Genomic DNA, 14369 nt, shown 5'->3' on the forward strand with positions numbered 1-14369 from the left:
TTTTGAATTGGACAAAATGTCAAAACCCAGGCGACCTGCCTTCTTGTCCGTTTCTTGTGCTCCCTGCCATGTTCGACACCCTTGTTCACCTGCTGCAATCCCAGGACGCGCGCTTTCGCGTGATCGAGCACCCTGCCGAGGGCCGCTCCGACCTCGTCGCCGAAATCCGGGGCACGGCACCCGGCCAGGGTGCCAAGGCCATGCTCTGCAAGAGCCGCGATGCGTCCGGTGCGGGCGATCCCCAGCTGTTCCTGGCCGTGCTGCCCGGCGACCGCAAGCTGGACTTCAAGCGCCTGGCCCAGGCCGTGGGCGTGCGCAAGGCCACGCTGGCCTCGCCCGAGGAGGCCCAGGCCGCCACCGGCTGCGTGATGGGATCGGTGCCGCCGTTCTCCTTCAACCCGCAGGTGCGCCTGGTGGTGGACCCGGCACTGGTGGAGCGCTTTGCCGAGATCGCCTTCAATGCGGGCCGGCTGGACCGCTCCATCGTGCTGGACTCGGCCGACTATGTGCGCATTGCCCGGCCCGCGCTGCACAGCCTGAGCGGGGATGGCGCCGATTGACCCGGGGGCCGGGCGGTGCCCACAATCGCAGCAACGCCCGCACATCCTCTCCTGACCATGACCACCCCTGCCAGGCAGTTCCCCGACCGGCCCGATGCGGCCGGCTTTGTGCGTGCGGCGCTGGCTGCCGCACTGGCCCAGGTGCAGTCGCATATGGATGCCGTGGATGCCGTGGACGCCGGCAGCGGCGAGGCCGAACGCATCCACCAGCTGCGCGTGGCCCTGCGGCGCCTGCGCACCCTGCTGCGCGAATGCGCAGGGCTGGCGCCCGGCATGCGCGCCGAATGGGATGCCCCGCTGGCCCTGGCCTTTGCGCGCCTGGGCACGCTGCGCGATGCCTGCACCCTGGCCGACGTGGTGCGGCCGCTGCTGCAGGACGCCGATGCGCCCTTGTGCGATTGGGTCGTGCCGGATGCCGGGCAGGCCGACGCGGACGCGGCCGCTGCGGTGCGCGAGCCGCAGTTTCTGCAAACGCTGGCCGAGATCCATGCGCTGGCGCAGGCGCCTGCAGGCAAGCGGCAGCCCGGCCTGGTCAGCCTGTCCGCCGCAGGCACGCGCAAGTACCTGGCACGGCGGCTGGCGCGCCTGCACCGCCAGGTGCTGCGCGACGGCCGGCACTTCGACCGCCTGCCGCTGGCGCAGCAGCACCGCGTGCGCAAGCGGCTCAAGCGCCTGCGCTACCTGGCGGACTTTGCGCGGGAATTCGCGCCCGGAATGTGGCCCGGCAAAAAGGGCCGGCGCTTTGCCGAGGCGCTGGTGCCCGCCCAGGACGCGCTGGGCCTGCACAACGACATGGCCGTGGCGGCGGAGCATTTCCATGCCGAGGCCGCGCGCGACCCGCGCGCCTGGTTCGCGGCCGGCTACCTGCAGGCCCGCCTGGCCACCAGCGCGCGCAGCAGCCGCCGCGCACTGCGGGCGCTGGCCCGGGTGCAGGGCTTCTGGCTCTAGACCGCATCAGCGATAATCCGCCGCTGGCGCACCGCCGCAGCCCCTGGGCCGTGGCGGTGCGCTGTTGCTGAAGGTGCCCCATGCCGTTCACCGGCCAGGGGTTCAACGGGAAGCAGGTGCGCGATGCCATCGAGGTGGCCGCTCGCAATGCCTGCGCTGCCCCCGCAACGGTCAGCGGAATACAACTCCCCACGCTGGCGTGCTATCCACAGGTCGCGCGCCGCAAGCCACTGTGTCCTTCTCGGGCATGGGAAGGCGGGGATGCCTGCCGCAGCGCGCCCACCCTGCGCGCCGCAGCGTTCCGCAAGCCCGGATACCGGCCTTCTGCATTGCTTTCGGACGCCGCGGGAGTGCGCCTGTCCGGTCCGGCCCCAGCCTGCGCTGCCGTGGCCGGCTCCGGCGTGCGCGCTGTGCGGCGTGGTTCAGACGATAGGCCCCGCGGGTGAGTGGGGCAGTTGGGTCAACGCATGCGCTTCGCTTCTTCGGCCGCCGATTCCTCCGGCCTTCTCTCTGTTCTCCCTCTTGTCTCCAGCCTGCGGCCCGTAGCGGCCGCCGTCCTGCTGGCCAGTTGCGCTGCAGCGGCCGGCGCCGCGCAGGAGCCGGCTTCGGGCCGATCCACGGACTCCGCCGACGATGCGCTGGACGCCGTCTTCGTGACCGCCACCGCGCGGCCCGAGGCGCGCAGCCGCATCGCGGGCACCACGCAGACCATCGACCGCGAGGCCATAGAGCGCTCCAGCGCGCGCTCGGTCACCGACCTGCTGGCCGAGAACGCCGTGGGCTTTCTCAGCGAATGGACGGCGGCCCAGACCTCGATGAACCTGCGAGGCGCCTCCACCGACGGCCAGGGGCGCGACTTCCGCAGCCAGGTGCTGGTGCTGGTCAACGGCCGGCGCGCGGGCACGGCCAATCTGTCCAAGCTCAGCCCCTCGGATGTGGAGCGCATCGAGATCGTGCGCGGCCCGTCCTCGGTGATCTACGGCAGCCAGGCCATGGGCGGGGTGGTCAACATCATCATGAAGACGGGGGCGACCGCACCCGGCACGCGCGCCCAGGTCCAGGCCGGCTCGTGGGACCTGTGGCGCACCGATGCGCAGACGGCCGGCGCCAATGACCGCTTCGACTGGTACTTCGGCGTGAGCGCAGGCGGGCGCGGCGACTACGAGTCGGGCGATGGCGGCACGCGCATGGAGAACACGGGCTGGAAGCGGCGCGGCGCCAGCGGCGCCCTGGGCTGGCAGCTGCACGAGCTGCACCGCGTGGAGCTGCAGCTGCGCACGGACGGCATCTACAACGCGGGCTTTCGCGGATCGGGCGCCAACATCTACAGCCGAGACAACCGCAGCAACCGCTCGCTGGACCTGACCTACGAGGGTGCACTGCCGGGCCAGCGCCTGAGCTGGACGACCCACCTCTACAGCCTGGTCGATACCGATGAGTTCAACTGGGCATCGCCCGTGATCCGCTCGGGCAACAGCGCCGTGCCCGGCACGGCGCGCGACTACAACCACCGCCAGCTGGACGCCACGGGCCTGCGCTTTCAGCCGCGCCTGCGTGTCAGCCAGACCAATGACCTGCTGATGGGCTTTGACTGGGAGCGCAGCAAGCTGCGCTCCGACCGCCTGCGCGTGGCCATGCCGGGCGGCCCGGCGGGCCAGGTCGCGCCCTACGACAACAACCAGACCGAGCAGGTGCACGCGCTGTACTTCGAGGACGCGCAGACCCTGCTTGACGACCGCCTGACCCTGCGTGCCGGCCTGCGCAAGACCTGGGGCACGACGCGTTTCGACGATACGCCCAACCTGGCCCTGGCCCAGGCCAGCACGCGCGACTACGACAACCACACCTGGTCGGCCGGCGCCACCTGGAAGGCCACGGACCGGCTCACGCTGCGCGCTGCGGCCTCCACGGGGTTCCGCGCGCCCACGGCCACGGAGCTGGCCTCGGACTTCACGGCCGTCGGCGGTGGCCGCACCTTCGGCAACCCCAACCTCAAGCCCGAGACCAGCCGCCAGATCGAGGTCGGCGCCGCGCTGCAGCAGCCCGGCTGGCGCGTGGATGCGGCCCTGTTCCAGAACACCATCAGCGACCGCATCATCACCGTCTCGCGCGGGGCCACGACCAATACCTCGGACTACGCCAACAACGCGGCCGACATCGTGGCGCGCGGCCTGGAAATGCAGGCCGACATGGACCTGGCGCGGGCGCTGAACCTGACGGGCCACCAGCTCAAGGCCTGGGCTGGCGGCTACTACCACTTCAGCATGCGGGACAAGGGCTCGGCCGCCTCGGCCAATACCGACAAGGTGCAGCGCATGTACCGCTACGAGGCCTCGGCCGGCGTGCGCTACGGGCGCGGCAGCGGGCGCCTGCAGGGCGACTGGAGCCTGCAGCTGTCCACGCTGCTGCGCGGTCCCATGTGGTACGACACGGAAGAGGCGCTGCTCATCCCGCAGGGCGAGCCCCGCAGCACCTTCATCCACCGCAAGGGCGCCTTCACCATCTGGAACCTGCGTGCCGACTACCGCGTGTCGCCGGGCGTCAAGCTGTTCGCGGCCGTGAACAACCTGTTCGACCTGAACCGCCATCCCATCTTCATCGCACTGGACCGCGCGCCCTGCATCGCCAACCCGGCGTACCAGAACGGCGGCTGCGGAACGTCGATGGCCGGGCGCGAACTCATGGTCGGCCTGCAAGCAGAGTTTTGATGAAGCACCCCCTGAGTCGCTTCGCGCCTTCCCCCGTGTGCACGGCGCCCTCTCTCGCTACGCGGGAGGGGGACGACACCCTCGGGGCGGGGCGGCGCGGCCGGCATAGGCCCTTCCTCGGTGTCCCTCGCTTTGGACTGCGCCGGTTTCATAGGTCATGTACGGCGCCTTGCGTCATGGAACACTGAGATGAAGGCTGTCTGCACACCACGCCGCCAGTTGCTGCGCCAGGGCGCGGCAGCGGCCCTGGGCTGCGGCCTGCCCGCGGCCTGGGCCGACACCGTCGCTTCAGGCGGTCCGGTGGTGCTGCAGGATGCGCTGGGCCGGCGCGTGGAGATTGCCGCGCCGCCGCAGCGCATCGTCTCCATCTTTGCCTCCAACACCGAACTGGTGGCCGCGCTGGGCCTGCTGGACCGCGTGGTGGGCGTGGAGGATTTCACGCGCTTTCCATCGGGCGTGGAGCGCATTCCCAAGGTGGGCGGGCGGCTGGGGTTTTCGGTGGACGCCGTGGTGGCGCGCCAGCCGGACCTGGTCATCGTCACGCCCGCGCGCCAGGCAGCGCACCAGCTGGTCGATCCCATGGAGCGCATCGGCGTGCCGGTGATGGTGCTGCTCAGCCGCTCGCTGGCCGAGGTGATGGACAACCTGCGCCTGGTGGCCCGCGCCACGGGCGTGCAGGCGCGCGGCCAGGCGCTGGCCCTGGCGCAGGAGGCGCGGCTGCTGCGCGTGGACCGGCAGGTGGCCGGCCAGCCCCGGCCGCGTGCCCTCATGGTCACGGGCCGGCTGGGCAACGGCATGCTGCTGGCGGCCCGGCCGGGCACCTATACCGGCGAGGCCATGGTGCGCGCGGGCGCTTCGTTCGCGCTGGACGGCCTGGGCACGGTGCCCCAGGTCTCGCCCGAGGCCGTGCTGGCCGCCGACCCCGATGTGCTGCTGTTCGCAGGCACGCAGGAGGCCATGCAGGACCTGATCGGCCAGCGCGGCTGGCGCGACCTGCGTGCCGTACGCGGCGGCCGGGCCACCACGGTGGCGCGTGCCGAGTTCCTGATTCCCGGGCCGCGCACCTTCGGCGGCGTGGAAAAGCTCTCGCGCTGGCTGCACCCTGTGGCCTGGGCCGGGGAGGCCGCATGAATTCCCTTTCACATCCACCTGCGTGGCGCCCCTGGGCCGGTGCGGTCCTGCTGCTGCTGGCCAGCCTGCTGATCGCCGCCTGCGCGGGCCACCAGTGGGCCAGCCCGGCCGACCTGCTGGCCGCGCTGGGCGGCGAAGACAGCCTGCGCAGCCGGCTGCTGCTGCAGTGGCGCCTGCCGCGCGTGCTGGCAGCCGCCCTGGTGGGCGCGCTGCTGGGCCTGTCGGGCGCCATCTTCCAGGGTGTGTTCCGCAATCCGCTGGCCGAGCCCTATCTGCTGGGCGCCTCGGGCGGCGCGGCGCTGGGGGCGACTGTCGCCCTGCTGGTTCCCATGCATCTATTGTTCGGCCTGCCCCAGGCATGGACGCTGCCCGTGCTGGCCTTTGCGGGCGCCTGGGGCTCGACCGTGCTGGTGCTGGCCGTCTCGCGCGTAGCCGGTGCCACCGATGCGGCCGGCATGCTGCTGGCCGGCGTGGCGCTGGCGGCCGTGCTGGGCGCGCTGCGCTCGTTCCTGATGCTGGCGCTGTCCGATGAGACGGTGAGCCTGCAGGTGGTGCTCAGCTGGGTGCTGGGCGGCATACAGACGCCGTCGTGGAGCGGCCTGGGCCTGCTGGCCGGTGCCTCCCTGGCCTGCCTGGCCGGGGCCATGGCGCTGGCGCGCGGGCTGGACCTGCTGGGCCTGGGTGCCGATGCGGCCCAGGGCTTCGGCCTGGATGTGGCGCGCTTCACGCCGCTGGCCGTGCTGGCCGGCTCGCTGGTGGTGGCCGTGGCCGTGGCCTATGGCGGGCTGGTGGCCTTCGTGGGGCTGGCTGCGCCGCACATCGCGCGCTGGATGGCGGGACCGCTGCACCGCGCGGCCCTGCCGGCGTCGGCGCTCACGGGCGCCATCATCGTCACGCTGGCCGATGCCATTGCGCGCAGCGTGCTGCCGCCGGCCGAAATCCCGCTGGGCCTGGTCACGGCCGTGGCCGGCGGGCCCTTCTTCATCGTGCTGCTGGCGCGCAGGCTGAGGTCCGCATGAACGGTGCCATCCCTTGCGCCCCACCACGCCTGCAAGCCCGGTCCCTCACGCTGCGCCATCGTGGCCGCAGCGTGCTGGACGCCGTCTCGCTGCAGCTGCCCGCCTGCGGCGCCGTGGCCCTGGTGGGACCCAATGGCGCGGGCAAGTCCAGCCTGCTGTCCCTGCTGGCGGGGCTGCAGGCGCCTGCATCCGGCAGCGTGCTGCTGGACGGGCAAGACATTGCAACCCTGCCCGTGGCCGAGCGCGCACGCCGCGTGGGCTACATGCCCCAGCGCTTTGCGCCGCACTGGGACCTGACGCTGGCCGAGCTCATGCACATGCGGCTGGCGGGCCGGGGTGATGTCGAGGCGGCCATTGCAGGCGCCGGGCTGCAGGATTTCGCGCGCAGGCGCTGGTCCACGCTGTCGGGCGGCGAGCAGGCGCGTGCCCTGCTGGCCACCGTGCTGGCCACCGACCCGCCCGTGCTGCTGGCCGACGAGCCCGGCGCCGCGCTGGACGTGCGCCACCGCCTGGCCCTGGTGCAGGCGCTGGCGCAGCGCGGGCGCGAGCGGCTGGTGCTGGTGGTCATGCATGACCTGGACCTGGCGCTGGCGCACTTCGGGCGCGTCATCGTGCTGGACCAGGGGCGCATTGCGCTCGATGGGGCCCCTGCCGAGCTGCTGCATGCGCCGGGGCTGGATGCCGTGTTCGGCGTGGATTTCGAGCGCATCGACGCACCCCCGCAAACCTTGCTGCGCGCGCGGCTGAAACATGAGAACTGACCCCATGCGCATCGATCTGGCCGGCTGGACGCGCGACGCCACGCGCGGCGACCACCGTGAATTCCTGGCGCTGTTCGAGCGCGCCGAGCGCCTGGGTTTCGAGGGCGTGTGGTTCAACGAATTCCGCGTGCCCGATACCGCCTGGCCCTATCCCTCGCCCCTGCTGCTGGCCGCCGCCGTGCTGGCGCGCACCGAGCGGCTGCGCGTGGGCACCTCGGTGCTGGTGCTGCCGCTGCACCATCCGCTGATGCTGGCCGAGGAGATTGCCCAGCTGGACCTGCAAAGCGCCGGCCGCATCGACGTGGGCGTTGGCAGGGGCACGGAGCCGGCCGCGCTGCGCGCCCTGCAGATCGATACGGACAGCACGCGCGAGCGCTTCGAGCAGTCCTGCCGCATCCTGGTGGAGGCGCTGTCCGGCAAGCCCATCGCAGCGGGGCAGGGGCCGTGGAGCTTCGAGGACCGGCCCGCCCTGCCTTCGACCGTGCAGCGTCCGCATCCTCCCTTGTATGTGGCCGGCTCCACGGCAGAGACCCTGGGCTTTGCCTTCGATCAGAATCTGCCCCTGCTGCTGAGCCTGGAGCCGCCCGAAGGCATGCAGCTGGAGCGCCTGGAGGCCGCTGCCCGAGAGCGCGGGCGCGATGCCGCCGCGCTGCGCGCGCGCTCATCGCTGGCGCGCTATGTCTGCATCGGTGCCGATGAGGCCGCCGTGCAGGCCCAGCTGGCCACGCTGTGGCCGCAGCTCTACCAGCGGCGCGTGTACTTTGCGGGCAAGCGCGGCGTGCCGGCCGACCAGGTGCTGCCCATCGATGTGCCGCGCGTGCTGGCCGAGCAATTCATCCATGGCACGCCCGAGCAGTGCCATGCGCAGATCGCCGCCTTGCGCGAGCGCACGGGCATGGGCCAGCTGCGCTGCGTCTTCAACGCCAACGGCCTGTGGAGCGATGCCCAGGCCCTCGCCGGCATGGAACTGTTTGCGCAGGAGGTTCTTCCTTCATTGCGCAGCACCGTGCCTTTCGCCACCGTCTGACTTCCTCTTTTTTCTGGAGAACCTTCCATGCAAACCGCCAAGATTCCCGCCACCATCGTCACCGGCTTCCTGGGCAGCGGCAAGACCACGCTGCTGCGCCACATCCTGGACAACGCGGGCGGCCGGCGCATTGCCGTCATCGTCAACGAGTTCGGCGAGCTGGGCATCGACGGCGAGATCCTCAAGGGCTGCGGCATCGGCTGCGACGACGAGGGCAACGAGCGCGAAGGCGCGCTGTACGAGCTGGCCAACGGCTGCATGTGCTGCACGGTGCAGGAAGAGTTCTTCCCCGTGATGCGCGCGCTGGCCGAGCGCCGCGACCAGATCGACGCCGTGATCATCGAGACCTCGGGCCTGGCCCTGCCCAAGCCCCTGGTCCAGGCCTTCCAGTGGCCCGAGATCGCCAACGTGTTCACCGTGGACGCGGTGGTCACCGTGGTGGATACGCCGGCGGCCGCCAGCGGCCAGTTCGCCGCCAATCCCCAGGCCGTGGACGAGCTGCGCCGCGCCGACCCCAACCTGGACCACGAATCGCCGCTGCACGAACTCTTCGAGGACCAGCTGGGCGCGGCCGACCTGGTGGTGCTCAACAAGACCGACCTGGCCGATGCTGAGGCCCTGGCGCGCGTGACCGCCCTGGTGCGCGAGGAGCTGCCGCCCGAGGTCAAGATCGTGCAATCGTCCCAGGGCCGCCTGCCGCTGGACGTGGTGCTGGGCCTGGCCAAGGCGGCCGAGACCACCATCGACCAGCGCGTGAGCCACCACGACCACGACGAAGACCATGACCACGACGACTTCGACTCCTACGTGATCGACCTGCCCGCCGTGGACCGCGACCGCCTGCTGGCTGCGCTGGAGACGCTGGTGGAGCAGCACAGCATCCTGCGCGTCAAGGGCTTTGCCGACATTCCGGGCAAGCCCATGCGCTGGCTGCTGCAGGGCGTGGGCCGCCGCTTCGACCACCACTTCGACCGCGCCTGGCGCGAGGGCGAGGCACGCGGCACGCGCCTGGTGTTCATCGGGCAAGACCTTGACGAAGCAGCGCTGCGCAAGGGCCTGGAGAATGTGGCCGCCTGACCTTCCGATTCCGTACTGAAACCTGTTCCATGCACCTGCTGTCCACGCGCCCCGGCGGCTTCGTCGAGGACGAGAGCATCGTCACCCGCCTCGACCAGACGCCGGCCGACATCGTCATCCTGAGCTCGGCCGACACCACGCTGGCCCTGCTGTCCTCGGCCGTGGCCGCGCTGGCCGGGGCGTCGGCGGACTTTCCCTCGGTGCGGCTGGCCAATCTGCTGTACCTGCGCCAGCCGGCCTCGCTGGACCTGTATGTGGACGAGGTGCTGCGCCATGCGCGCGTGGTCATCGTGGACCACCTGGGCTCGGAATCGGCCTGGCCCTACGGCATCGAGCAGATCGGCTCGCTGGCGCGCCGCAAGGGGCAGCGCCTGGCCATGTTCTCGGGTGACCTGCAGGAAGACCCGCACCTGCTGGCGCGCAGCACGCTGCCGGCCGCCGCCTGCCGCCAGCTGTGGCAGTACCTGCGCTCGGGCGGCGCGGCCAATGCGCGCGAGTTCCTCAAGGCCACCGTCTACCACGGGCTGGACCGGGGCGATGCGCCGCTGCCGCCGCGCACCCTGCCGCAGGCGGCTGTCCACGTTCCCCCGGCGCTGTTCGCTGCCAGGAGCCATGCCCAGGTTCAGGCCCATGACGTGGCCGGCATCGACGACCTGCAGCGCGCCTGGACGCCGGGCGCGCCCACCGTGGCCCTGGTGTTCTACCGCTCCCACCTGCTGGCGGGCAATACGGCGGCCTTCGACGCCATGGCCCTGTCGCTGCAGCAGCGCGGCATGAACCCGCTGCCCGTGGCGCTGGACTCGCTCAAGGACCCGCTGTGCCTGGCCACGCTGCGCCAGCTCTGCGAAGACCATGCCGTGCAGCTGGTGCTCAACACCACGGCGTTCTCGGCGCTGGAATCGGGCACGGCCCTGGCCGGCGATGCGCCCGTGCTGCAAGTCATTGCCAGCGGCGGCAACCGCGAGGACTGGTGGGCCGACAGCCAGGGCCTGCGCCCGCGCGACATCGCCATGCAGGTGGTGCTGCCCGAGATGGATGGCCGCATCATCACGCGCGCCATCAGCTTCAAGGGCCTGTCCCACCGCTGCGCCTTCACCCAGGCCGACGTGGTGGCCTACCAGCCCGAGCCCGACCGCGTGGACTTCGTGGCCGACCTGGCCTGGCGCTGGTGCCGCCTGCGCAGCCTGCCCGCGCGCGACAAGCGCCTGGCCCTGGTGCTGGCCAACTATCCGGGCAGCGAAGGCCGCATCGGCAGCGGCGTGGGGCTGGATACGCCGGCCTCCGTGATCGCCATCCTGCAGCACCTGGCGGCCGAAGGCCATGAGCTGGGCGACCCCGCGCAGCTGCCCGCCGATGGCCAGGCGCTGATGCACACCCTGCAGCAGGGCATTGCCAACGACCCGGCCCAATGGCCGCTGCGCCCGGCCTGGCAAAGCTATGCGCTGGACGAATACCTGGCGCGCCTGGCCGCGCTGCCGGACGGCATGGCCGACGCCATTACTGCGCGCTGGGGCGCGCCCGAGGCCGACCCTCTGCTGCGCCAGGGCCGCTTCATGATCGCGGGCCTGCGCCTGGGCCATGTCTTTGTCGGCATACAGCCGGCGCGTGCATTGGTCGGTAAAGGCATGGGCGCGCAGGACTATGCGAGCTACCACGATGCCGAGCTGGTGCCGCCCCACGGCTACCTGGCCTTCTACTTCTGGCTGCGCGACCGCTTTGCCGTGGACGCCATGGTCCACGTGGGCAAGCATGGCAACCTCGAATGGCTGCCGGGCAAGAGCCTGGCGCTGTCGGGCGCGTGCTGGCCCGATGCCATCCTGGGCCCGCTGCCGCACCTGTACCCCTTCATCGTCAACGATCCCGGCGAAGGCGCCCAGGCCAAGCGCCGCAGCCAGGCCGTGATCATCGACCACCTGATGCCGCCGCTGACGCGCGCCGAAAACCACGGCCCGCTGCAGGACCTGGAGCGCCTGGTGGACGAGTACTACGACGCCCTGCTGGTCGATGCGCGGCGCGGCGCGCTGCTGCGCCGCCAGATCCTGGACATCGTGCGCCGCCAGCACCTGGACCAGGAGCTGGACCTGGCGCCCGGTGCCGCGCAGGACGACGATGCCGTGCTCGAACGCATAGACGCCTACCTGTGCGAGCTCAAGGAAACCCAGATCCGCGATGGCCTGCATGTCTTCGGCGCCTCGCCTCAAGGCCGCCAGCGCCGCGACACGCTGCTGGCGCTGGCGCGCTTCCCGTCGGACGAAGGCCAGGGCCTGATACAGGCGCTGGCCGCCGACCTGCTGGACAGCCCCGGGTTCGACCCGCTGCGCATGGAGCCTGCACGTCCCTGGACCGGCGCGCGCCCCGCCGCCCTGCAGGCCGTGAGCGACGAGCCCTGGCGCCATGAAGGCGACACGCGCGAGCGCCTGGAGCTGCTGGCGCAGCAACTGCTGGAAGGTGAGGCCCCGGCCGGTGACTGGCCGCAGACGCGCGCCGTGCTGGAACAGGTGCATGCCGTGCTGGCGCCCGCGCTGGATGCCTGCGGCGGCGAGGAACTGCGCCAGCTGCTGCGTGGGCTGCAGGGCCGCTTCGTGCCGCCCGGGCCCAGCGGATCGCCCTCGCGCGGGCGGCCCGACGTGCTGCCCACGGGGCGCAATTTCTACACGCTGGACACGCGCGCCATTCCCACCCAGGCCGCCTGGGAGCTGGGACAGCAGGCCACGCTCAGGCTGCTGGAGCGCTATCTGCAGGAGCATGGCGAGTACCCGCGCACCCTGGGCCTGTCGGTCTGGGGCACGGCCACCATGCGCACGGGCGGCGACGACATCGCCCAGGCCTTTGCGCTGATCGGCGTGCGCCCCAAATGGGCGCCCGGCAGCCAGCGCGTGGTGGACTTCGAGGTGGTGCCGCGCGTGGGCATGGGCCGGCCGCGCGTGGATGTGACGCTGCGCATCTCGGGCTTCTTCCGCGATGCCTTCCCGGGCGCCGTACAGATGTTCGACGCGGCCGTGCAGGCCGTGGCCGCGCTGGACGAAGACGCCGAGGACAACCCCATACGCGCGCGCATCCTGGCCGAGGCCGAGCAGCTGCAGGCGCAGGGCATGGACGCCGTGCAGGCCCGCCTGCAGGCCGGCTGGCGCGTGTTCGGCGCGCCGCCCGGCCACTACGGCTCGGGCCTGGGCGGACTGTTCCAGAGCGGCGACTGGCAGGGCGATGCCGACCTGGCCCAGGCCTACCTGGGCTGGAGCCAGCATGCCTACGGCCAGGACGCCGAGGGCGTGCCCGCAGGCGATGCGCTGCGCCGCCGCCTGGGCGAGCTCGACGTGGTGGCCCACAACCAGGACAGCCGCGAGCACGACATCCTCGACTCGGGCGACTACTTCCAGTTCCAGGGCGGCATGGCCTCGGCCGTGCGCCACCTCTCGGGCCGCCAGCCCGCGCTCTACCACGGCGACCATGCCAACCCGGCCCAGCCGCGCGTGCGCTCGCTCAAGGAGGAGATTGCGCGCGTGGTGCGCTCGCGCGTCACCAATCCCAAGTGGATGGACGGCGCCAAGCGCCACGGCTACAAGGGCGCCTTCGAGATGGCGGCCACGGTGGACTATCTCTTCGGCTTCGACGCCACCACGCAGCAGGTGGGCGACCACCAGTACGCCCTGGTGGCCGATGCCTATGTGCTGGATGCGGCCACGCGCGACTTTCTCGTGCAGCACAATCCGCAGGCCCTGCGCGACATGCTGGAGCGCCTGCTCGAAGCCATGCAGCGCGGCCTGTGGGAGCAGCCCGGCGACTATCGCCAGCAGCTGGAAGACCTGCTGCTGGAACATGAAAACCACCTCGAAGGATTGCGCGCATGACCGCATCTCCTGACCTGGGCAGCGGCGCCCAGCCCGCGCTGCCGCCGCTGTTTCCCTTTGCCGCCATTGCCGGCCAGCCCCTGCTGTGCCAGGCGCTGCTGCTGGCCGCCATCGACCCGCAACTGGGCGGCGTGCTGATCGAGGGGCCGCGCGGCACGGCCAAGTCCACGGCCGCGCGCGCCCTGGCCGAGCTCATCGATGCCGCGCCCTTCGTCACGCTGCCGCTGGGTGCCTCGCTGGAGCATCTGGCCGGCTCGCTGGACCTGGGCCAGGCCATGGCCGGCCATGCGCTCAAATTCGCGCCCGGCCTGCTGGCGCGCGCCCATGGCGGCGTGCTCTATGTGGACGAGATCAACCTGCTGCCCGATGCCCTGGTCGATGTGCTGCTGGATGCGGCCGCCAGCGGCGTCAACGTGGTCGAGCGCGACGGCATCTCGCACCGCCATGCGGCGCGCTTCGTGCTGGTGGGCACCATGAACCCCGAGGAAGGCCAGCTGCGCCCGCAGCTGCTGGACCGCCTGGGCCTGTGCGTGCGCCTGGCCAATGTGCAGGATGCGGCCCAGCGCCAGGCCATCGTGCGTGCGCGGCTGCTGTTCGATGCCGACCCCGCAGCCTTCCGCGCCCGCCATGCAGACGCCCAGGCCGCGCTGGCCGCGCAGCTGCGCACGGCACGCGAGCGCCTGCAGCCGGCCGGCGCGCTGCCCTGGTCCGACGCGGTGCTGCAGGCCGCAGGCGCGCTGTGCATTGCCGCCCAGGTGGATGGCCTGCGGGCCGACCTGGTGCTGCTGCGTGCCGCACGCGCCTGGGCCGCCTGGCTGGGCGATGCCGAGGTCACGCCCGACCATGTGCAGGCCGTGGCTGAGCTGGTGCTGGTGCACCGCCGCAAGCCGGGGGCGCCGCAGCAGCAGCCATCCCCACAGCAGGCGCCATCGAATCCGCCTTCGCAGTCGCCGGCACAAAGCCGGCCACCTGCCCAGGCCACGGCCAACGGCGAAAGCGGCAGCCAACCCTCCGAGGCCGACTGGGGCGCCATGCCGCCCGAGCCCGTGGGCCTGCTGCGTGTCGCCGTGCCTTCGTTGCTGGCCCGCGAGGCCGCAAAGCCCGGAGCACCCGCCGCAAAAAAAGCCTGAGCCCTCGCGGCCCCGCGCCACAGGCAAGGGATGCGAGGGCGGGCCAGCAGGCGGCCAGCCAGCCCCGGCTGGCCCAGGCGCAAGGCGGGCCGCCCACCGGCAGCTGGGACTGGCCACGCACGCTGGCCGCGCGCGGCGCCCAGGCGCTGGCGCCCGAACA

The 14369-nt window shown here is 71.8% G+C and carries 10 protein-coding genes and 1 riboswitch; all 10 genes read left to right on the forward strand.

The window, feature by feature from the left end:
- The first annotated feature begins 68 nt into the window (after positions 1 to 68).
- The 10 genes from AAN986_RS04335 to AAN986_RS04380 all read left to right on the forward strand — a co-directional run bounded on the left by AAN986_RS04335 (position 69) and on the right by AAN986_RS04380 (position 14209).
- Positions 69 to 560, forward strand: coding sequence for a YbaK/prolyl-tRNA synthetase associated domain-containing protein (locus AAN986_RS04335; protein WP_016454410.1), 492 nt, complete (start codon positions 69 to 71; stop codon positions 558 to 560).
- A gap of 57 nt (positions 561 to 617) precedes the next feature.
- Positions 618 to 1508 (forward strand): CHAD domain-containing protein, encoded by an 891-nt coding sequence (locus tag AAN986_RS04340; RefSeq protein ID WP_349335579.1) that lies wholly within the window; start codon positions 618 to 620, stop codon positions 1506 to 1508.
- Between the two features lie 54 nt (positions 1509 to 1562).
- A riboswitch (cobalamin riboswitch) is annotated at positions 1563 to 1848 on the forward strand.
- A gap of 127 nt (positions 1849 to 1975) precedes the next feature.
- Positions 1976 to 4216: a TonB-dependent receptor gene (locus AAN986_RS04345; RefSeq protein WP_047219599.1), complete on the forward strand. Its 2241-nt coding sequence runs from the start codon at positions 1976 to 1978 to the stop codon at positions 4214 to 4216.
- A 189-nt stretch (positions 4217 to 4405) separates the two neighbouring features.
- The gene (locus AAN986_RS04350; RefSeq protein WP_047219598.1) at positions 4406 to 5347 is read left to right on the forward strand and encodes an ABC transporter substrate-binding protein; all 942 of its coding nucleotides are present in this window, start codon (positions 4406 to 4408) and stop codon (positions 5345 to 5347) included.
- Entirely contained in the window at positions 5344 to 6366 is a 1023-nt protein-coding gene (locus AAN986_RS04355; protein WP_047219597.1) for an iron ABC transporter permease, read from the forward strand. The genes AAN986_RS04350 and AAN986_RS04355 overlap by 4 nt, the downstream gene beginning before the upstream one ends.
- Positions 6363 to 7127, forward strand: coding sequence for an ABC transporter ATP-binding protein (locus tag AAN986_RS04360; RefSeq protein ID WP_047219596.1), 765 nt, complete (start codon positions 6363 to 6365; stop codon positions 7125 to 7127). Before AAN986_RS04355 ends, AAN986_RS04360 begins: the two co-directional genes overlap by 4 nt.
- 4 nt (positions 7128 to 7131) lie before the next feature.
- The gene (locus AAN986_RS04365; RefSeq protein WP_047219595.1) at positions 7132 to 8154 is read left to right on the forward strand and encodes an LLM class flavin-dependent oxidoreductase; all 1023 of its coding nucleotides are present in this window, start codon (positions 7132 to 7134) and stop codon (positions 8152 to 8154) included.
- Between the two features lie 27 nt (positions 8155 to 8181).
- Complete coding sequence (gene cobW / locus AAN986_RS04370; protein WP_047219594.1) at positions 8182 to 9231, forward strand: cobalamin biosynthesis protein CobW; 1050 nt, start codon at positions 8182 to 8184, stop codon at positions 9229 to 9231.
- Positions 9232 to 9260: 29 nt separating this feature from the next.
- On the forward strand, positions 9261 to 13079 hold the full coding sequence (gene cobN, locus AAN986_RS04375) for a cobaltochelatase subunit CobN (RefSeq protein ID WP_047219593.1): 3819 nt from the start codon (positions 9261 to 9263) through the stop codon (positions 13077 to 13079).
- On the forward strand, positions 13076 to 14209 hold the full coding sequence (locus tag AAN986_RS04380; RefSeq protein ID WP_349335580.1) for an AAA family ATPase: 1134 nt from the start codon (positions 13076 to 13078) through the stop codon (positions 14207 to 14209). The genes cobN and AAN986_RS04380 overlap by 4 nt, the downstream gene beginning before the upstream one ends.
- Positions 14210 to 14369 lie beyond the last annotated feature (160 nt).

Source organism: Delftia sp. DS1230 (genome assembly GCF_040112715.1).
Taxonomy (GTDB): Bacteria; Pseudomonadota; Gammaproteobacteria; order Burkholderiales; family Burkholderiaceae_C; genus Comamonas; species Comamonas tsuruhatensis.